Raw genomic sequence first — 19796 nt, 5'->3', positions numbered from 1 at the left:
TCACGGCCGCGCGCGCCGCAGCCGGCAACTGCGCACCGAACGCGGCGGCCGCATTGCCCGCAAGCGTGAACGGCACATCCGGCAAGCCGACGGCGCCCGGCGCGTCGAGCGAGGCCGGATGCAGCGTACGCCAGTCGCCGGTGCTGTCGTCCCACGCGAAATCCGCCCAGTAGGTTTCATCCATCCGCGCGTCCAGCGCGGCCAGCACGCGGGTCGTGCCAGGCGCGCGCAGCCGCGCGTGCTCGGCGCATGCGAGCAGCGTGCCGATCGGCACGACCGGCAGCCCGCGCCCGAACGCGAGACCCTGGGTGATGCCCGTCGCGGTACGCAGGCCCGTGAACGAGCCGGGGCCGGCGCCGAACGCGATCGCGGCGCAATCGGCGAGCGTCAGGCCCGATTCGGCGAAAAGGTCCTGGATGGCCGGCAGCACGCGCGTGCTCGACACGGCGCCCGTCAGCTCGTGGCGGACCCAGGTTTGCGGGGTGGAAACGGCGTCATCGGCGTGGGCCGAGCGCAGCAGCGCGACCGAGCAGTATTCGGTCGACGTATCGATGGCGAGGAGCACTGTTTGCGTCATGGGCGACATTGTAATGCGGCGCCCCGCTCCCACGGGCGATCGGGCCCGATCCGTGCGTGTGCGCCGCACCGGGCGGCGGTTTGGAAGGATCGCTCGACCCCGCGCGGCGGTCCGCTTGTTAAGATCGCCCGACCTGAAACCCTTACGGAGACACCCGATGAGCGAACTCACCGCCCAATTCGACCAGGCCCAGATCGACGTCAAGCAACTGACGGAACGTCCGGGTAACCTGACCCTGCTGCGCCTGTATGCCCTCTTCAAGCAGGCGACCGACGGCGACGCTCATGGCGACAAGCCGGGCTTCACCGACATCGTCGGCAAATACAAGTACGACGCCTGGGATGCGCTGAAGGGCACGTCGCAGGATGCGGCGAAGCAGCAGTACATCGAACTCGTCGAATCGCTGAAGAACGGCACGGCTTCCTGACCGAATCGCCCCCTGCCGCAATAGGCAATCAAATCAGTGGCGCAGCGCAGCAAATCTCTTTATAATGCTGCCTGCGTCATCTTCCGCGCTCGGCTCGCAAGCCGTTCCGGCCTGACGCCTCGTAGCGTTAAGCTCCAATCCGGTTTAGAACCTGTCCCCTCCTGCTTCGACCCTTGCGGTCGTCAACTAGGCTGGCGGCCCCGCTCCTGAAGCGCGCCGCACCCAAAACAGCTTCTAATGCCTCATCCGCCGACGGTTCGGCGGATTGCACCCGTTTCCCGATTTGCTCGCTGAATCCGACGACTTGGGTATGCGCGATTGGCGCCGACGTTTCACCCACTGTGTTTCAAGGATTGTTATGACTTCGAGCATCAACTCCAGCCCGCTCAACGCGATCGCCGACCAGGCGCTCGGTCTCGACGACGCCGCCGCACCGGCCGCGGTCGAACCGGCGTCGGACGAGCCGAGCTTCGCGTCGCTCGGGTTGTCGCCGGAGATCGTCTCCGCGCTGCAGGCCGCCGGCTATGTGAAGCCGACGCCGGTCCAGCAGCGCGCGATTCCGGCCGGCATCGCCGGCCGTGACCTGCTGGTCTCGAGCCCGACCGGTTCGGGCAAGACCGCTGCATTCATGCTGCCCGCGATCGAACGTTTCGCGCAGCTCCAGAAGACGCAGGCGCAGCAACCGCGCGCGCCGCGTGAACCGAACCAGGGTGACCGCCGTGTGCGCCGCCCGCAACCCGTCGCGCGCCCGGGCCTGCTCGTGCTGACGCCGACCCGCGAACTCGCGATGCAGGTCACCACGGCCGCATCGACGTACGGCAAGCACCTGAAGCGCCTGCGCACGGTCAGCATCCTCGGCGGCGTCGCCTACGGCCAGCAGCTGATGCTGCTCGCGAAGAACCCGGAAATCCTGGTCGCCACGCCGGGCCGTCTGCTCGACCACCTCGAGCGCGGCCGCATCGACCTGTCCGAGCTGAAGATGCTCGTGCTGGACGAAGCCGACCGCATGCTCGACATGGGCTTCATCGACGACATCGAAACGATCGTCGCCGCCACGCCCGAGTCGCGCCAGACGATGCTGTTCTCGGCCACGCTCGACGGCAAGATCGGTTCGCTGACGAGCCGCCTGCTGAAGGATCCGGAACGCATCGAGATCCAGCAGCGCCTCGAGTCGCGCGCGAACATCGCGCAGACCGTGCACTACGTCGACGACCGCGACCACAAGGATCGCCTGCTCGATCACCTGCTGCGCGACGACGCGCTCGACCAGGCGATCATCTTCACGGCGACCAAGATCGACGCCGACCAGCTCGCCGGCCGTCTCGCCGACGCTGGCTTCGAATCGGCCGCGCTGCACGGCGACCTGCCGCAGGGCGCGCGTAACCGCACGATCCGTGCGCTGCGCGAGCGCCGTGTGCGCGTGCTGGTGGCCACCGACGTCGCGGCACGCGGCATCGACATCCCGGGCATCACGCATGTGTTCAACTACGACCTGCCGAAGTTCGCGGAAGACTACGTGCACCGTATCGGCCGTACGGGCCGTGCAGGCCGTTCGGGCACGGCCGTGAGCCTCGTGCACCACGCCGAGCAAGGCGCGCTCAAGCGCATCGAGCGTTTCGTGCGCGCGCCGCTGCCGGTCAACGTGATCGAAGGCTTCGAGCCGCGCAAGGCGCCCCCGCGCAACGGCGGCAACGGTGGCCGTGGCCGTCCGGGCGGCGGTAACGGCGGTCGTCGTTTCGGCGGCAAGCCGGGCGGCGGTTATGGCGGCAACGGTAACGGCAACGGCCGCAGCTACGGCGGCGGCAATGGCGGCGGCTGGAGCGGCAAGCCGGGCGGCAGCCGTGACGGCGGCCCGCGTCGCGACGGCCAGCGCAGCGGCGGCCCGCGTCGCAGCAACTCCGCGTCGTAAGGACGCACGGGTGGCCATCGGCCGCCCTCCGGAGGGCAGGCCCGCGGATAACCGCCCTGCCCATCCAGCCAACCGGCGCATCCGCGCCGGTTTTTTTTCGCCCCGCCCCGAATTTCACGATGCGGAAAATTTTTTTGTGTCGTAAAAAATCATGCTGCGCGGCACAACCCGGGCGATTGCGGGATGGGAAAAAGCATTTCTTATCCCGAAATAGTGATTCCAATATATTGATTTAAAACAACTAAAAATTTATCCCACCCCACATCCGGCCCCCTGTCCGGCTCCAGTCGATTTGCCTAGACTCTTATACAAGACCTCACGAACCGGAACACACCGTTTCCGGATTCGAGCACAGCCTCAACACGGTCAGAGTCAACCCATCAGGCATCGCACCGCATCAAGGAGCTCATCATGTCGCGACAGCAACAGGCACAGGAACTGCAACAGCAATGGGAAACCGATCCGCGCTGGAAAGGCATCAAGCGCAGCTATTCGGCTGAGGACGTCGTCCGCCTGCGTGGTTCGATCCCGATCGAGCACACGCTCGCCAAGCGCGGTGCGGAAAAACTGTGGAGCCTCGTCAACAACGAGCCGTTCGTCAACGCACTCGGCGCACTGACCGGCAACCAGGCGATGCAGCAGGTGAAGGCCGGCCTGAAGGCGATCTACCTGTCCGGCTGGCAAGTGGCCGGCGACGCGAACGTCGCGGGCGAAATGTACCCGGACCAGTCGCTGTACCCGGCAAACTCGGTGCCGCTCGTCGTGAAGCGCATCAACAACACGCTGACGCGCGCCGACCAGATCCAGTGGTCGGAAGGCAAGAACCCGGGCGACGATGGCTACGTCGACTTCTTCGCACCGATCGTCGCTGACGCGGAAGCCGGTTTCGGCGGCGTGCTGAACGCGTTCGAACTGATGAAGGCGATGATCGAAGCCGGCGCGTCGGGCGTGCACTTCGAGGATCAGCTCGCTTCGGTGAAGAAGTGCGGCCACATGGGCGGCAAGGTGCTGGTGCCGACGCGCGAAGCCGTCGCGAAACTGTCGGCAGCGCGTCTCGCGGCCGACGTGATGGGCACGTCGACCGTGCTGGTCGCCCGCACCGACGCGGAAGCGGCCGACCTGATCACGTCCGACGTCGACGACAACGACAAGCCGTTCCTGACGGGCGAGCGCACGGTGGAAGGCTTCTTCCGCACGAAGCCGGGTATCGAACAGGCGATCTCGCGCGGTCTCGCGTACGCGCCGTACGCCGACCTGGTCTGGTGCGAAACGGGCAAGCCGGATCTCGAGTACGCGAAGAAGTTCGCGGAAGCGATCCACAAGCAGTTCCCGGGCAAGCTGCTGTCGTACAACTGCTCGCCGTCGTTCAACTGGAAGAAGAACCTCGACGACGCGACGATCGCGAAGTTCCAGAAGGAACTCGGCGCGATGGGCTACAAGTTCCAGTTCATCACGCTGGCCGGCTTCCATGCGCTGAACTACTCGATGTTCAACCTCGCGCACGGCTATGCCCGCACGCAGATGAGCGCGTTCGTCGAATTGCAGCAGGCCGAGTTCGCGGCGGCGGACAAGGGCTTCACGGCGGTCAAGCACCAGCGCGAAGTCGGCACCGGCTACTTCGACGCCGTGACGCAGACGGTCGAACGCGAAGCATCGACCACCGCATTGCACGGCTCGACCGAGGACGAACAGTTCTTCGACGGCAAGAAGGTCGCGTAAGCAGAAAAACACGACGCGCCACGCGTCATGCCGATGGCCGCCCTCGTCTCGCGACGGCGGGCATCGGCTACCGAACAACAATCAGGGAGGAGACGGCAGGCACGCGACACCGATCGCACGACCGGCCGCGCGGCTTGCGGGCCGCCAGCAACGACGCGCGCCGGCTCCGTCCGGCGCGCCCTTTTTCCAGGGCGCCGCCCTACCGATACACGATCACCGGAATTTTCGTATGGGTCAGCACGCGCTGCGTCTCGCTGCCGATCAGCAAGCTGCCGAGCCCGCGGCGTCCGTGGGACGCCATGAAGATCACGTCGCAGCCGCCGCGTTCGGCCGCCTCGATGATGCCGAGATACGGCGACGGATGCACGCTCGTCCAGGTGTCGCAATCGACGCCGGCCGCCTTCGCGGCCGATTCGACCTCGTCGAGGTGCGCACGCGCCTCGCGCTCGCTACGCGCCCTGAAATCGGCGGGCGGCTCGATGATCACTTCGGAAAACGGCGAGTACGGATACTGCGGCAGGCACGCGTACGCCGTGACGCGCGCACCGACCGCACGCGCCAGGTCGATCGCGCCGTCGATCGCCTTCTGCGACAGTTCGGAACCGTCGGTTGGAACGAGGATGTGCCGGAACATCGCGCCCTCCTTCGTCAATCGCACTCCGCGCGCCGCGCTTCCGGGCGGTCCGGCTGCGTCGCGTCGGGCATGCCTGTTTCGATTGTAGGACGTGAAAACACGCGGCCGGGCCGCGCAGCGGGTTCGCCCTCATATCGGAAACGCGCGGCTGGCCGCCTACTCGCCCCAGTAACCGGGCCGCTCGTACGTGTGCTTCAGGTAATCGAGAAACAGCCGCACGCGCAGCGGCAGATGCCGACGTTGCGGAAACACCGCGTGAATGCCGATCGGCGGGGCGGCGAATGCGTCGAGTACGCTGACGAGCCGGCCGGCCGCGACGTCCTCGCCGACCTCCCACCACGAGCGCCATGCCAGGCCATGGCCTTCGAGGCACCACTCGTGCAGCACCGCACCGTCCGAGCACTCCATCGTGCCGTTCACGCGGATCGACACGACCTTGTCGTCGTCCTGGAATGTCCAGCCGCGTTGCTGGTTCGCGTTCGCCGCGAGCGCGAGGCAATTGTGCCGCGCCAGCTCGGCAAGCGTGGCCGGCGTGCCGCGTCGGGCCAAATACGCGGGCGAAGCGACGCACACGCGACGGTTCTCGCCGAGCTTCAGCGACACGAGCGACGAGTCGGGCAGCTCGCCGAGCCGCACCGCGCAATCGAACCCCTCGTTGACGAGGTCGACCATCCGGTCGGACAGGTCGAGCGTGACCGATACATCCGGATGCCCGACGCTGAATTCGGGCACGAGCGGCGCGACGTGCCGCCGGCCGAAGCCGGCCGGCGCCGAGATGCGCAGGTGGCCGCTCGCCTTGACGCCGCCGGCGGACACGCTCGCCTCCGCGTTCTGCATGTCGTTGATGACGCGCTGGCAATCCTCGAGGAACGCCGAGCCCTCGAACGTCAGCGTGAGCTTGCGCGTCGTGCGCACCAGCAGCTTCACGCCAAGCCGCTCCTCGAGCGCGTCGAGCCGGCGGCCGATGATCGCCGGCGCGACACCTTCCGCGTGCGCGGCCGCCGACAGGCTGCCCTTTGCCGCGACCGCGGCGAACGTTTCGATCTGCTTGAACCGGTCCATGACTCGCAGGGGCGGCGCCGCCACCCTTCAAATAGCTTAAACCGCCCAAGATTAGGTAGATAAAAGTAAAAGATCAAGTGATGTTTAGCGTATTTTTTAGCACATACGATCACGAATAGAATTCACCTGACCTCTGAAACTGGAGCGCAAGGCTATGTCGGCCACAACGACACTCTCCTCTCCCGACGCAATCCTCTTCGACGCATTCGGCACGTTGTTCGACGTGCGTGCGGTCCTGGCCGCGGCGGAACAGATGTTTCCCGGTCACGGGGAACGGTTGTCGCAGTTGTGGCGACGCAAGCAAATCGAATACTCGCAACTGCGCACGCTCGCCGATCCGGCCGGCGCCCGCTATCGCCCATTCCGGGACATCACGCTCGACGCGCTGCGGTTCGCCGCGCGCCGGCTCGGGCTCGCGCTGAACAGCGCGGCCGAGAAGCGGCTGATGGACGAATACGCGTGCCTGTCCACCTATCCCGATACGGTGCCGGCGCTGCGCAAGCTGCGCGCGCTCGACCCGCGCCCGCCGCTCGCGATCCTGTCGAACGGCACGCCGCAGATGCTCGACATCGCGATCAAGAGCGCCGGCATGTCCGGGCTGTTCGATCGCGTGCTGTCCGCCGACACCGTGCGCGCGTACAAGCCGAGCCCGGCCGCCTACGCGCTCGGCACCGACGCATTCGGACCAAACCGGCGCGGCATCGTGTTCGTGTCGTCGAACGCGTGGGACGTCGCCGGCGCCGTCTGGTTCGGCTACACGACGTTCTGGCTCAACCGCACGGGCGCGCCCGCCGAGGAACTCGGCGCACCGCCCGACGGCACCGGCACCGGCATGGCCGACCTGCTCGCATTCCTCGCCACCCCGGCTCCGTCCGGCAGACCCGCAAACCGCACGCGCCCCAGCCCGGGTGCATGACGTTCGCGGCGCTGCCGCCTTCCCCCTTCACCGAAACCGCAACTGACCGACCAAGGAGATGAGACTCATGAGCACCCCGATCACGCTGCCGCAAGGCATGGCGATCACCGGCGAAATCAAGCCGGGTTACGAAGCAATCCTGACGCCTGAAGCGCTCGCACTCGTCGCAGCGCTGCACCGCACATTCGAGCCGCGCCGCCAGGCGCTGCTGCAGGCGCGCGTCGAGCGCACGAAACGCCTCGACGCGGGCGAGCGCCCCGACTTCCTGGCCGAGACGAAGGCGATCCGCGAAGGCGACTGGACGGTCGCGCCGCTGCCGGCCGACCTGCAATGCCGCCGTGTCGAGATCACGGGCCCCGTCGAGCGCAAGATGATCATCAACGCGCTGAACTCGGGCGCCGATTCGTACATGACGGACTTCGAGGATTCGAACGCGCCGAGCTGGACGAACCAGATCGACGGCCAGATCAACCTGAAGGACGCGGTGCGCCGCACGATCTCGCTCGAGCAGAACGGCAAGTCGTACCGGCTGAACGACAAGGTCGCGACGCTGATCGTGCGTCCGCGCGGCTGGCACCTCGACGAGAAGCACGTGACGGTCGACGGCCAGCGCGTGTCCGGCGGCATCTTCGATTTCGCGCTGTTCCTGTTCCACAACGCGAAGGAATTGCTCGCGCGCGGCTCGGGCCCGTACTTCTACCTGCCGAAGATGGAAAGCCATCTCGAGGCACGCCTGTGGAACGACATCTTCGTCGCCGCGCAGGAAGGCGTCGGCGTGCCGCGCGGCACGATCCGCGCGACGGTGCTGATCGAGACGATCCTCGCGGCGTTCGAGATGGACGAAATCCTGTACGAACTGCGCGAACACAGCTCGGGCCTGAACGCCGGCCGCTGGGACTACATCTTCTCGGCCATCAAGAAGTTCAAGAACGACCGCGACTTCTGCCTCGCCGAGCGTTCGAAGATCACGATGACGGTGCCGTTCATGCGCGCGTACGCGCTGCTGCTGCTGAAGACCTGCCACAAGCGCAACGCGCCGGCGATCGGCGGGATGAGCGCGCTGATCCCGATCAAGAATGATCCGGAAGCGAACGACAAGGCCATGGGCGGCGTGCGCTCGGACAAGCAGCGTGACGCGACCGACGGCTACGACGGCGGCTGGGTGGCCCACCCGGGCCTCGTGCCGATCGCGATGGAAGAGTTCGTCAAGGTGCTCGGCGACAAGCCGAACCAGATCGCGAAGCAGCGCGACGACGTGCAGGTCGAAGGCAAGAACCTGCTCGACTTCCAGCCGGAAGCACCGATCACCGAAGCCGGCCTGCGCAACAACATCAACGTCGGCATCCACTACCTCGGTGCATGGCTCGACGGCAACGGCTGCGTGCCGATCCACAACCTGATGGAAGACGCGGCCACGGCCGAAATCTCCCGTTCGCAGGTGTGGCAATGGATCCGCTCGCCAAAGGGCGTGCTCGACGACGGCCGCAAGGTCACCGCCGAACTCGTGCGTGAACTCTCGAAGGCCGAGCTCGACAACGTGAAGCGCTCGGTCGGCGGCAACACGCAGCCGTACGAGCGCGCCGCGGCGATCTTCGAGCAGATGTCGACGTCGGAAGGCTTCACCGAATTCCTGACGCTGCCGCTGTACGAGGAAATCTGACGTCGCTGCCCGCCTCGATCGGGGCCGGCCCTGCGTCGGCGCCGGTCGCGTGCGGTGACGGCATCAAAAAAACGCCCCACGGGGCGTTTTTTCTTTTTGCGGCAGGCCGCTACCGCGGCTGCCACGCAACCGGTCAGACGGCTTCCCGCTCGCGCCGGTGCTGAACCCAGTCGCCTGACGCAATGCGCGGACGCCCGGCAATCGCGTGCGCGGCGACCGGATAGTAAAGGCAGGCGTACTGCCGGCCACCGAGCTCGACGGTCACGTCTTCCGGCTTGAACAGCGAGTCGACGCCCGGATACACACGCTCGATCTCGTCGAGCACGGGAACGAGCCGGTCGTCGACCTCGTAGACGTCGCCCCACACCAGCGACTTGCCGGCCGACCCGGCAATCATTCCCGGATACGTACCGAAATCGTACAGTTCGCCCGGCAGCGCGGCGGCACCGAGCAGCGTCGGCGCGGCAATCCCGTGCCTGGCGGCCGCGTGGCCGATGTCGTTGGCCTCCCCGTTTCTCAAGGTGCCGTAGACGAATACGTAGCGCATCGTGGTTCTCCTCTTTGATTCGTATGTTGCCGTGTTCGCACGCGATTCGTGGCGAAACCGCCCGCGCATCGATAGACCACGATACCGGCCGAATGGTTCGAACCCGCCAGCGCGCCCGGCCCCGGGACAGTCCGGAAATCGCCGGAGCCCCACACAAACTTCATTTGAACGCGGCATGATCGCCCGACAAACCGCCGCGTGCACTTTCGCGGCGCCTTCTACAATAACGGCATCGCCGCCGCGCTGCCCGAATCGTCCATGAACCCGCCGTTCCAAGCCGACGTACCGAACCCGTACGTCATCGACATTCCGCCCGAATTCGCGCCGACCGCCGTCCATCCGATGCGCGTGCGCGCGCGGCAGGTCGATACCGGCCACCGCATCCCGCTGCATACGCATGCGTGGGCGCAGCTCGCGTACGCGTCGCGCGGCGTGCTGCGCGTCGCGACAACCGGCACGACCTGGATGGTGCCGCCGTCCCGCGCGATCTGGGTGCCGCCGCGCGTGACGCACGAGGTCGTGATCGTCGAAGAGGCGTATTTGCGCACGCTGTATATCGACGAGTCGATCGTGCCGGACGGGCTCGACGCGTGCCGCGTCGTCGAAGTGACGGGACTCCTGCGCGAGCTGATCGTCGCACTCGACGCGCGCGACCTGAGCACCACGCGCGAGCGCCTGCTGTGCGGGCTCGTGCTCGATGAGCTGAGTCACGCCGAGCCGCTGCCGCTCGCGGTGCCGATGCCCGACGAAAAAAGGCTGCGCATGCTGTGCGAATCGGTCCTCGCGCACCCGGCCCACGCGGAGTCGCTCGAGCATTGGGCCGGCGAGGTCGGCGCGAGCACGCGCACGATTTCGCGGCTCTTCAAGCAGGAACTGGGTGTGAGCTTTTCGCAGTGGCGCCAGCAGGCGCTGCTGGCGCGGGCCATTCCGCTGCTGAACCAGGGGCGCCCGCTGTCGCATATCGCGCGCGAACTCGGCTACCAGAGCCAGAGCGCGTTTTCGGCGATGTTCAGGCGTGCATTCGGCGAAAGCCCGCGCGCATTCATGCTGCGCGGCTACGAGCACCGCGGCCCGGAAGGCAGCCGCGCGGACGACGAAACGCCGGACGACGACGCGATCGACACCGCCCGCTGAACGCCTCGCTTCAGGTCGTCAGGACTTCAGACCGGTCGCACCATGTGGCGGATCGAGCCCAGTTGCGCGAGCCGCGACCCGGCAACCTGATAGCCCATGCGCAGGTACAGACGTGCGGCCGGATTGTCGACGAACACGCGCAGTTGCAGTTCGTGCAGCCCGCGCGCACGCGCCCAGCGGTGCGACATGTCGAGCATGTAGGTGCCGGCGCCCTGCCCGCGATGACCGGCCGCGATCTGCACGTCGCGGATGTGCAGCGAGTCGCCCTCCTCGGTCACGCGCAGCACGCCAATGCGCTCGCCGTCGGCCTCCAGGATGAAGTTCTCGGATTCGCGCCAGCTTGCATAGAACAGGTCGCTGCGCCATACGAGCCCATGGCGCTTGTAGTAGCCGCCCATGTTGCCGTGCGTCAGCGCTTCGGCAAACGGAAAATCGCCAGCCTCCGCGGGCCGGAGCTGATACAGGAGTCGCAGGTCGGTCGGATCGAGCATCGCGCAGGGGTCAAGAACGCATCCCGCCACGATAGCGCAGTCGCGTGCCGATGCAATCGCGGATTTCTCGTAGCGGCTCGACGCCGGATGACCGGAGGCTACGCGACCAGCGGGCGCAACCGGAAACGCAAATGAAAAAGCCCGCACAAGGCGGGCTTCTTCATTTTTTGGCGGAGCGGACGGGACTCGAACCCGCGACCCCCGGCGTGACAGGCCGGTATTCTAACCGACTGAACTACCGCTCCAGTCTTGCTACTTGCCTGGCAGGCGTCGGTTGATTCCTGCCGGCGCATCGTTTGTTCGAACGACGCCGAAATCTGGCGTCCCCTAGGGGATTCGAACCCCTGTACTCACCGTGAAAGGGTGATGTCCTAGGCCTCTAGACGAAGGGGACAACGTACTGCTTACATCTTTAATACAAAAGCCCGTTCAAAAAACGTTCTTTGAACGGGCTTCGTTCTGGCGGAGCGGACGGGGCTCGAACCCGCGACCCCCGGCGTGACAGGCCGGTATTCTAACCAACTGAACTACCGCTCCAGCTTTCTTACTCGCACCTGCAGGACACCGTCACGTTCCTGCAGGTGTTGCGACATTTCCATGAAACGCCGCTGAATCTGGCGTCCCCTAGGGGATTCGAACCCCTGTACTCACCGTGAAAGGGTGATGTCCTAGGCCTCTAGACGAAGGGGACAACGTACTGCTTACATCCTTAATACAAAAGCCCGCTCAAAAACGTCTTGAACGGGCTTCGTTCTGGCGGAGCGGACGGGACTCGAACCCGCGACCCCCGGCGTGACAGGCCGGTATTCTAACCGACTGAACTACCGCTCCAGCTTTCTTACCCTCACCCGCAGGACGTCGGTTACGTTCCTGCAAGCGTTGCGACATTTCTACGAAACGCCACTGAATTTGGCGTCCCCTAGGGGATTCGAACCCCTGTACTCACCGTGAAAGGGTGATGTCCTAGGCCTCTAGACGAAGGGGACAAAATCTTTTCAGATCTGTCTGACTTTCGCTATTCACTTTTCAATCAACAGCGAAGGCCGAAATTCTAACTGCTTTGAATCATTTTGTGAAGCATTTATTACCACCCGTGCTTCGCAAATCAACTCAGCTTGTTCTGATGGTGGAGGTAAGCGGGATCGAACCGCTGACCTCTTGCATGCCATGCAAGCGCTCTCCCAGCTGAGCTATACCCCCCTTGCAGAACAGAAATGAGATTATATGGAGCTACTTTGAACTTGTAAATACCCTTTTTGCGATTCGAGCGAAATTTTTTGCGAAGCTGCCGCGATGTCACGCACGGGCAGCTTCGCTCACCCGCGAACCTCAGGCCAGCGCCGCCTCGATGCGCGACACCACGACATCGCGACCGAACAGCACGAGCACCGCATCGATCGACGGCGTATGCGTCGTACCGGCCACCAGCAGACGCACCGGCATCGCCAGTTGCGGCATCTTCAGCTTGTGCGTGCCGAGCGTCGACTTCAGCGCGGCGGACACGGCCTCCTTCGTCCAGTCGGCCGCCTTCAGCGCAGCGGCAAGATCGGCCAGCGCCGGACGCACCGCATCGGTCACGTGCTGCGCGAGCGCATCAGCTTCCGGTGCGGGCACACGATAGAACATCGCGGCGCCTTCCGCGATCTCCTTGACCGTCGTCGCACGATCCTTCATCAGCCCGACCACCGCTTCGAGCGCAGGGCCCGTCGCGATCGCAGCATCGTCGATGCCGAGGGCGGAGAGGAACGGCTTCACCAGTTCGGCGAGGCGCGCGTTGTCGGCTTCCTTGATGTAATGCGCGTTCAGCCAGCTCAGCTTGCTGTGGTCGTACTGCGCGGGCGACTTGCCGAGATGCTCGAGATCGAACCATTCGACGAACTGCTCGCGCGAGAAGATCTCCGCGTCGCCGTGCGACCAGCCGAGGCGCGCGAGATAGTTGACGACGGCTTCAGGCAGGAAGCCCGCGCCGCGATACGCCATCACGCTCATCGCGCCATGCCGCTTGCTCATCTTCTCGCCCTGCTCGTTCAGCACGGTCGGCAGGTGTGCATAGACGGGCGGCTCGCCGCCGAGCGCATTCAGGATGTTGATCTGGCGCGGCGTGTTGTTCACGTGGTCGTCGCCACGGATCACGTGCGTGATGCCCATGTCCATGTCGTCCACCACCACGCAGAAGTTGTAGATCGGCGTGCCGTCCGGGCGTGCGATCACGAGGTCGTCGAGCTCCTCGTTCGAGATCTCGACACGCCCCTTCACCGCGTCGTCCCACACGACCGTGCCGGTCAACGGATTGCGGAAGCGCAGCACCGGCTTCACGCCGGCCGGCGGCTCCGGCAGCACCTTGCCGGGCTCCGGACGCCACGTGCCGTCGTAGCGCGGCTTCAGGCCGGCCTCGCGCTGGCGTTCGCGCAGCGCGTCGAGCTCCTCGGCCGACATGTAGCACGGGTACGCGAGGCCCTTCTCCAGCATCTGCGCAAGCACCTCGCGATAGCGGTCCATCCGCTGCATCTGGTAGATCGGGCCTTCGTCGAAATCCAGGCCGAGCCATTGCATCCCTTCGAGGATCGCGTCGACCGCTTCCTGCGACGAACGCTCGACGTCGGTATCCTCGATGCGCAGCACGAACGTGCCCTTCATCTTGCGGGCGAACGCCCACGGATAGAGTGCGGAGCGGATGTTGCCGAGGTGGATGAAGCCGGTGGGGCTCGGCGCGAAGCGGGTACGGACAGGACGGGTCATAAACGGTAACTCGAACGCCTGGGGCGCATGAATGATTCGACGCGGGATCGACGGCGGCAGCCCGGACAGCAACGGGGCCGGCGACGCCCGGAACGGGAAAGAAGCCGGAATTATACTCGTGCCGGACATCGCGCCAAGCACGCCGCTTGCTTTATGATGTGCGCGCCGCGGCCGCCAGCCGGCGCGGCGCCGGCCGCACGTAACCGCTGCGCGGCCGCTCGGAACCTATCGCCGCCGCGGGCCGTGACGCCCGCCGCCAAGCCGCCGGAGAACCATTCGATGTCGTCCCCTCGCCTGTCGCGCCGCCACTTCACGATCGCCGCCGCGTCCGCCAGCCTCGCCGCCTGTACGTCGTTCGGCGACAAATCCCGCCCCAGCGCCGCACTGGCACAGGAAAAGCCGGTGAAGATAGGCATCGCCCTCGGCGGCGGCGCCGCGCGTGGCTTCTCGCACATCGGCGTGCTGAAGGCGCTCGAGGCGCGCGGCATCCCGATCGAGATCGTCGCGGGCACGAGCGCGGGCTCGGTGGTCGGCGCACTCTATGCATCGGGCATGAGCGCACTGCAGATCAACAAGATCGCGCTCGACATGGACCAGGCGGCGATCAGCGACTGGGCGCTGCCGTTCCGCTCGCGCGGGCTGCTGCAAGGCGTCGCGCTGCAGAACTTCCTGAACAAGACACTCAACAACCGGCCGATCGAGAAGATGGCGAAGCCGCTCGGCATCGTCGCGACCGATCTGCAGAACGGCCAGCCGATCCTGTTCCAGCAAGGCAACACGGGGCTCGCGGTACGCGCATCGTGCAGCGTGCCGTCGGTGTTCGAGCCGGTGAAGATCGGCAACCGCGAGTATGTCGACGGCGGCCTCGTGAGCCCGGTGCCGGCGTCGTATGCGCGCAAGATGGGCGCGAGCTTCGTGATCGCGGTCGACATCTCGTCCCGGCCGGACGGCGCGGCAACCAACAACCCGATCGAGATGCTGCTGCAGACCTTCACGATCATGGGCCAGACGATCAAGACCTACGAGCTCGACAAGTACGCGGACGTCGTGATCCGCCCGAACCTGAACGCGATGGGCGGCAGCGACTTCAACCAGCGCAACGCGGCGATTCTCGCGGGCGAGGAAGCCGTCGCGCGCATCATGCCGGAACTGCAGCGCAAGCTCGCGGCTGCACGCGGCGTGGCGGCCGCGTAAAGCACCGCGATGCGCTGGCCGGCGCGCCGCCGGCCAGCCAACGACGCAACGGTTTTCAGCCCGCCGTTCGCACCGCCCCAAAACAAAAAAACCCTGCCGCCTTTCGGTGACAGGGTTTTTTTTGATCCGGCCGGACCGGCCGTCGAACGTCAGTTGTTGCCGTTCGCTGAATCGTCGCCGATCGTCGCGCGCACGCGCTGACGCAGATCTTCAGGCTTCATCGGGAACTCCGATTCGAGCCGGCGCGCGCCGGTGAAACGCTTTTCCCAGTAGCCGCTGTCGAGATCGTCGACGCGGATGGTGCTGCCCGTCGACGGCGAGTGCACGAACTTGTTGTCGCCGATGTAGATGCCGACGTGCGAGAACGTACGGCGCATCGTGTTGAAGAACACGAGATCGCCCGGCTTGAGGTTGCTCATGCTCACCTTCTCGCCGACGCGGCTCATCTCTTCCGCGCGACGCGGCAGCGACATGCCGAGGGTGTCCTGGAACACGTAGCGCACGAAGCCGCTGCAGTCGAGGCCCGAATCCGGCGAGTTGCCGCCCCAACGATAACGCACGCCGATCATGTTCAGCGCACCGACGACCACATCGCCTGCCTTGCCGGCCATACCCGCGAGGAACGACTTCGCGCCGCCGCTCGACGGCTGCGCGCTGGTCTGCTGGAGGGAGGCATTCGACACGTTCTGCGTCGAATTCGTGACATTCTGGTTAAAACTGCTGACTTCGTCGGCGAACGCGCCGGGTGCTGCTGCGAACAGGGCGCCGATGAACAGCCCGGCGATGGTGCGCGCGCATGCCTGGGTCAGGGATCGATGCTGCATTGGTCGATGGAATGTGCTTAAAAATCAGCTGATTGGCGGAAAATTTCGGTCGATACTAGCCAGCGCGTAATCGTTTGTCAAAACAAATTAATAAATACAATCGAGATAGTCAGACCATTGGCCGCCTATCACGCTTTCCAGACCGCTTTCAACAGCTTTTGTGTGTAAGGATGTGACGGTCTGGCGAAGATGTCGGCCACCTCTCCCGACTCGACGACGGCCCCGTCCTGCATCACCGCGACGCGGTGCGCCATCGCCCCGATCACCTCCAGGTCATGGCTGATGAAGACATAGCCGAGGTTGTATTTCTGTTGCAAATTCGCGAGCAGTTTCAGCACCTGCTGCTGGATCGACACGTCGAGCGCGGACGTCGGCTCGTCGAGGATCAGGATGCGCGGCTCCAGCACCAGCGCCCGCGCGATCGCGATCCGCTGGCGCTGCCCGCCCGAGAATTCGTGCGGATAACGATGCAGCACCGTGCGGTCGAGGCCGACTTCGCGCAGCACCGCGAGCGACTTCTCACGCCGCGCGTCGGGCGTCATGTCCGGGCGATGCAGCTCGAGCCCCTCGCCGACGATCCGCTCGATCGTGTGACGCGGCGAAAGCGAACTGAACGGATCCTGAAAGACGACCTGCATGTTCGAGCGCAGCGCGGTCTGTTCGCGGCCGCGATAGGTCGACAACGCGCGCCCCTGGAATTCGATCGTGCCGCCGGCCGTCTTCTGCAGGCCGAGCAGCGCCATCGCGAGCGTCGACTTCCCCGATCCCGACTCGCCGACGATGCCGAGCGTCTCGCCCTGCCGCACCGACACCGACACGTCCGCGACGGCCGTCACCGGCACCGAGCCGAACCAGCCCGCGATGCCCGGCCGCTTGCGCGCGAACTGCACGCTCACGTGCTGCGCGTCGAGCACGACGGGCGCGATCGGCATCACCGGCGTGACCGCGCGTTGCGGCCGGCTGTTCAAGAGCCGCTGCGTGTACGGATGCTCGGGTTCCGCGAAGATCCGTTCAACGGGCCCGCTCTCGACGAGCCGGCCGTGCTCCATCACCGCGACGCGATCCGCGAAGTGCCGCACGAGATTCAGGTCGTGCGTGATCAACAGGATCGCCATCCCGCGCTTTTCCGCCTCCTCGCGCTGCAATTCCAGCAGCAGGTCGACGATCTGCGCGCGGATCGTCACGTCGAGCGCGGTGGTCGGCTCGTCGGCCAGCAGCAGGCGCGGCCTGCAGGCGAGCGCCATCGCGATCATCGCGCGCTGGCGCTGGCCGCCCGACAACTGGTGCGGATAGCTGTCGACGCGCTTCTCCGGCTCCGCGATGCCCGTGCGCGCAAGCAACGCGATCGCACGCTTGCGCGCCTCGGCCGCCGAGACGCCGTCGTGCAGCACGATCGTCTCGCCGATCTGCACGCCGATCGTATACAGCGGGTTGAGCGCGGTCATCGGCTCCTGGAAGATCATCGCGATGTCCGAGCCGCGCAGCCCGCGCATCTCGCGCTCGCTCTTGGCCACCAGGTCCTGCCCCGCGAAGCGGATCGCGCCGCTCAAGTCGGCGTCCCGCAGCAGCCGCAGGATCGACAGCGCGGTCACGCTCTTGCCCGACCCCGACTCGCCGACCAGCGCGACGCGCTCGCCGCGGCCAATCTCGAGCGTCACGTCGTCCACCGCGACCGTGTCGCCGAAGCGCACATGCAGATGCTCGAGCGCCAGCAGCGGCTCGTGCTGCGTCGATACGACCGGTTCGCTCATCGCTGGCCTCCCGCCGCGCGCACCGAATCGGCGATCCGCGTGTCGAGTGCGTTGCGCAGCGCATCGCCCATGAAGGTCAGCAGCAGCAGCGTCGCGACCAGCACGCCGAAGGTCGACAGCGAGATCCACCACGCGTCGAGGTTGCCCTTGCCCTGCGCAAGCAGCTCGCCGAGGCTCGGGGTCGGCGGCGGCACACCGAGCCCGAGGAAATCGAGGCTCGTGAGCGCGAGGATCGAGCCGCTCATCCGGAACGGCAGGAACGTGATCACCGGCGTGAGACTGTTCGGCAGCACGTGGCGCCAGATGATCTGCCAGTTCGTGAGGCCCATCGCGCGCGCCGCGCGCACGTAGTCCTGCGTACGGTTGCGCAGGAATTCCGCGCGCACGTAGTCGGCGAGCCCGATCCAGCCGAACAGCGACAGCAGCACGATCAGCAGCAGGAAGCTCGGCTCGAAGATCGACGCGAAGATGATCAGCAGGTACAGCTCCGGCAACGAGCTCCAGATCTCGATCAACCGCTGCCCGACGATGTCGATGCGCCCGCCGAAGAAGCCCTGCACGGCGCCCGCGGCGATCCCGAGCAGCGTGCCGATCAAGGTCAGGATCAGCCCGAACTCGACCGACACGCGGAACCCGTACACGAGCCGCGCGAGCAGGTCGCGCCCCTGCGCGTCGGTGCCGAGCCAGTTCGCGCGCGACGGCGGCGCGGGGTTCGGCACGTTCGAGAAGTAGTTCAGCGTGTCGTAGTAGTAGCGGTTCGGCGGGTAGACGACGAAGTTGCCGGGCGCCTCGAGCCGCTTGCGCACGTATGGATCGAGATAGTCGGCCGGCGTCGGGAAATCGCCACCGAAGGTCGTCTCCGGATACGCGTGGAACAGCGGGAAATAGTACTGGCCGTCGTAACGCACGACGAGCGGCTTGTCGTTCGACCACAGCGGCGCCGCCACGCTCGCGGCGAACGCCACGAAAAAGATCACGAAGCTCCAGTAGCCGAGGCGCTGCTGCCTGAAGCGCTGCCATACGCGGCGCGCGGGCGACGGCGACACGCGGGCGCGCGCCGCGTCGATGCGGGAGGACACGACGGCCCGGTTCATCGCGCACCTCGCCCGGTGACGCCGGGCATGCAGACGGACGGTTTCATGTCAGCGCTCCAGGGTGTCGAATTGAATGCGCGGATCGACCCACACATAGCAGAGATCGGAGATCAGCTTGGTCGCGAGCCCGATCAGCGTGAACAGGTACAGCGTGCCGAGCACGACCGGATAGTCGCGCCGCACGACCGATTCGTACGACAGCAGTCCGAGGCCGTCGAGCGAGAACAGCGTCTCGATCAGCAGGCTGCCGGTGAAGAACGCGCCGATGAACGCGGCCGGAAAGCCGACGATCAGCGGCAGCATCGCATTGCGGAACACGTGCTTCCACAGCACGTTGCGCTCGGAGAGCCCCTTCGCGCGCGCGGTCAGCACGTATTGCCGGCGGATCTGGTCGAGGAACGCATTCTTCGTCAGCATCGTGACGACCGCGAAGCTGCCGACGACCGACGCCGTGATCGGCAGTGCGATATGCCACAGGTAGTCGAGCACCTTGCCGACGAGCGACAGCTGCGCGAAGTTGTCCGACGTGAGCCCGCGCAGCGGGAACAGCTGCCAGAACGAGCCGCCGCCGAACAGCACGAGCAGCAGCACGCCGAGCACGAAGCCCGGAATCGCATAGCCGACGAGCACGACGAGGCTGGTCGCGACATCGAACGGCGAGCCGTTGCGCACCGCCTTCGCAATGCCGAGCGGCACCGATATGAGGTAAGTGAGGAAGAACGTCCACAGCCCGATGCTGATCGACACGGGCAGCTTCTGCACGACCAGCGACCACACGCTCTGGTGGCGGAAGTAGCTGTCGCCGAGATCGAAGCGCGCGAAGCGCTTGAGCATCAGCCAGTAGCGCTCGAGCGGCGGTTTGTCGAAGCCGTACAGCGCCTTGAGCTGCGCGAGCTGCTGCGCGTCGACGCCGGTGTGCGCACGCATCCCGAACGGCACCGCGCCCTGCTCCGTCGCGCCCTTGCGCAATTCCTGCACGGCCTGTTCGACGGGGCCGCCCGGCACGAACTGGATCACCGCGAACGTGAGGGTCAGCACGCCGATGAGCGTCGGGATCATCAGCAGCAGGCGTTTGAGGATGTAGCTCCACATAGGGCGTCGACTCGCGATCGGTAGGC

The 19796-nt window shown here is 65.8% G+C and carries 17 protein-coding genes and 7 tRNA genes; 7 read left to right on the top strand and 17 right to left on the bottom strand.

Annotated features, from left to right (window positions below; all coding sequences use genetic code 11):
- Window positions 1-586 (bottom strand): tRNA (adenosine(37)-N6)-threonylcarbamoyltransferase complex dimerization subunit type 1 TsaB (gene tsaB / locus G3N96_RS21560; protein ID WP_206138409.1); only part of this gene is annotated, 586 nt, incomplete at its 3' end.
- A 148-nt stretch (window positions 587-734) separates the two neighbouring features.
- Between tsaB and G3N96_RS21555 the strand changes: the two genes are divergently transcribed.
- The 3 genes from G3N96_RS21555 to aceA all read left to right on the top strand — a co-directional run bounded on the left by G3N96_RS21555 (window position 735) and on the right by aceA (window position 4632).
- Window positions 735-1004, top strand: coding sequence for an acyl-CoA-binding protein (locus G3N96_RS21555; protein ID WP_011352486.1), 270 nt, complete (start codon window positions 735-737; stop codon window positions 1002-1004).
- Between the two features lie 358 nt (window positions 1005-1362).
- On the top strand, window positions 1363-2913 hold the full coding sequence (locus tag G3N96_RS21550) for a DEAD/DEAH box helicase (RefSeq protein ID WP_124584600.1): 1551 nt from the start codon (window positions 1363-1365) through the stop codon (window positions 2911-2913).
- A gap of 411 nt (window positions 2914-3324) precedes the next feature.
- Complete coding sequence (gene aceA, locus G3N96_RS21545; RefSeq protein WP_124584602.1) at window positions 3325-4632, top strand: isocitrate lyase; 1308 nt, start codon at window positions 3325-3327, stop codon at window positions 4630-4632.
- A gap of 199 nt (window positions 4633-4831) precedes the next feature.
- Here the strand turns inward: aceA and G3N96_RS21540 are convergent, their stop codons facing one another.
- Window positions 4832-5266 carry a universal stress protein gene (locus G3N96_RS21540; protein ID WP_031399397.1) on the bottom strand — a complete coding sequence of 145 codons (435 nt, stop codon included), beginning with the start codon at window positions 5264-5266 and terminating at the stop codon, window positions 4832-4834.
- 156 nt (window positions 5267-5422) lie between these two features.
- On the bottom strand, window positions 5423-6328 hold the full coding sequence (locus G3N96_RS21535; RefSeq protein WP_124584604.1) for a LysR family transcriptional regulator: 906 nt from the start codon (window positions 6326-6328) through the stop codon (window positions 5423-5425).
- A 154-nt stretch (window positions 6329-6482) separates the two neighbouring features.
- Here G3N96_RS21535 and G3N96_RS21530 point away from each other — a divergent pair, with 154 nt between their 5' ends.
- Complete coding sequence (locus tag G3N96_RS21530; protein WP_124584606.1) at window positions 6483-7244, top strand: haloacid dehalogenase type II; 762 nt, start codon at window positions 6483-6485, stop codon at window positions 7242-7244.
- 67 nt (window positions 7245-7311) lie between these two features.
- A complete protein-coding gene (aceB, locus tag G3N96_RS21525) occupies window positions 7312-8904 on the top strand; it encodes a malate synthase A (RefSeq protein WP_206138408.1) in 1593 nt (530 codons plus the stop codon).
- Window positions 8905-9037: 133 nt separating this feature from the next.
- Here the strand turns inward: aceB and G3N96_RS21520 are convergent, their stop codons facing one another.
- Window positions 9038-9451 carry a gamma-glutamylcyclotransferase family protein gene (locus G3N96_RS21520; protein ID WP_089440462.1) on the bottom strand — a complete coding sequence of 138 codons (414 nt, stop codon included), beginning with the start codon at window positions 9449-9451 and terminating at the stop codon, window positions 9038-9040.
- Between the two features lie 258 nt (window positions 9452-9709).
- Here G3N96_RS21520 and G3N96_RS21515 point away from each other — a divergent pair, with 258 nt between their 5' ends.
- Window positions 9710-10585, top strand: a complete 876-nt coding sequence (locus tag G3N96_RS21515) for a helix-turn-helix transcriptional regulator (RefSeq protein ID WP_124584610.1) — start codon at window positions 9710-9712, stop codon at window positions 10583-10585.
- 26 nt (window positions 10586-10611) lie between these two features.
- On the opposite strand, the gene G3N96_RS21510 is transcribed toward G3N96_RS21515, so the two are convergent.
- The 9 genes from G3N96_RS21510 to gltX all read right to left on the bottom strand — a co-directional run bounded on the left by G3N96_RS21510 (window position 10612) and on the right by gltX (window position 13815).
- Window positions 10612-11076: a GNAT family N-acetyltransferase gene (locus tag G3N96_RS21510; RefSeq protein WP_027787064.1), complete on the bottom strand. Its 465-nt coding sequence runs from the start codon at window positions 11074-11076 to the stop codon at window positions 10612-10614.
- Between the two features lie 168 nt (window positions 11077-11244).
- Window positions 11245-11321, bottom strand: a tRNA-Asp gene (locus G3N96_RS21505).
- A gap of 73 nt (window positions 11322-11394) precedes the next feature.
- Window positions 11395-11470: transfer RNA gene (locus G3N96_RS21500), tRNA-Glu, on the bottom strand.
- A 66-nt stretch (window positions 11471-11536) separates the two neighbouring features.
- A tRNA-Asp gene (locus G3N96_RS21495) sits at window positions 11537-11613 on the bottom strand.
- A gap of 78 nt (window positions 11614-11691) precedes the next feature.
- Window positions 11692-11767, bottom strand: a tRNA-Glu gene (locus G3N96_RS21490).
- Window positions 11768-11830: 63 nt separating this feature from the next.
- A tRNA-Asp gene (locus G3N96_RS21485) sits at window positions 11831-11907 on the bottom strand.
- A 79-nt stretch (window positions 11908-11986) separates the two neighbouring features.
- A tRNA-Glu gene (locus tag G3N96_RS21480) sits at window positions 11987-12062 on the bottom strand.
- A 138-nt stretch (window positions 12063-12200) separates the two neighbouring features.
- Window positions 12201-12276: transfer RNA gene (locus G3N96_RS21475), tRNA-Ala, on the bottom strand.
- A gap of 129 nt (window positions 12277-12405) precedes the next feature.
- Window positions 12406-13815, bottom strand: a complete 1410-nt coding sequence (gltX, locus tag G3N96_RS21470; RefSeq protein ID WP_206138407.1) for a glutamate--tRNA ligase — start codon at window positions 13813-13815, stop codon at window positions 12406-12408.
- A gap of 279 nt (window positions 13816-14094) precedes the next feature.
- On the opposite strand from gltX, the gene G3N96_RS21465 reads away from it, so the two are divergent.
- A complete protein-coding gene (locus G3N96_RS21465) occupies window positions 14095-15009 on the top strand; it encodes a patatin-like phospholipase family protein (protein ID WP_206138406.1) in 915 nt (304 codons plus the stop codon).
- Between the two features lie 149 nt (window positions 15010-15158).
- Here G3N96_RS21465 and G3N96_RS21460 read toward each other — a convergent pair whose 3' ends face one another.
- The 4 genes from G3N96_RS21460 to G3N96_RS21445 all read right to left on the bottom strand — a co-directional run bounded on the left by G3N96_RS21460 (window position 15159) and on the right by G3N96_RS21445 (window position 19770).
- Window positions 15159-15833, bottom strand: a complete 675-nt coding sequence (locus G3N96_RS21460) for a C40 family peptidase (protein WP_206138405.1) — start codon at window positions 15831-15833, stop codon at window positions 15159-15161.
- 128 nt (window positions 15834-15961) lie between these two features.
- Window positions 15962-17584 carry a dipeptide ABC transporter ATP-binding protein gene (locus G3N96_RS21455; protein ID WP_206138404.1) on the bottom strand — a complete coding sequence of 541 codons (1623 nt, stop codon included), beginning with the start codon at window positions 17582-17584 and terminating at the stop codon, window positions 15962-15964.
- Window positions 17581-18678, bottom strand: coding sequence for an ABC transporter permease (locus tag G3N96_RS21450; RefSeq protein WP_124585552.1), 1098 nt, complete (start codon window positions 18676-18678; stop codon window positions 17581-17583). The genes G3N96_RS21455 and G3N96_RS21450 overlap by 4 nt, the downstream gene beginning before the upstream one ends.
- Before the next feature lie 48 nt (window positions 18679-18726).
- The gene (locus tag G3N96_RS21445) at window positions 18727-19770 is read right to left on the bottom strand and encodes an ABC transporter permease subunit (protein ID WP_059532181.1); all 1044 of its coding nucleotides are present in this window, start codon (window positions 19768-19770) and stop codon (window positions 18727-18729) included.
- Window positions 19771-19796 lie beyond the last annotated feature (26 nt).

This window comes from Burkholderia sp. Se-20373 (assembly GCF_017104705.1).
Classification (GTDB): domain Bacteria; phylum Pseudomonadota; class Gammaproteobacteria; order Burkholderiales; family Burkholderiaceae; genus Burkholderia.
This window is presented reverse-complemented; position numbering and strand designations above follow the sequence as displayed.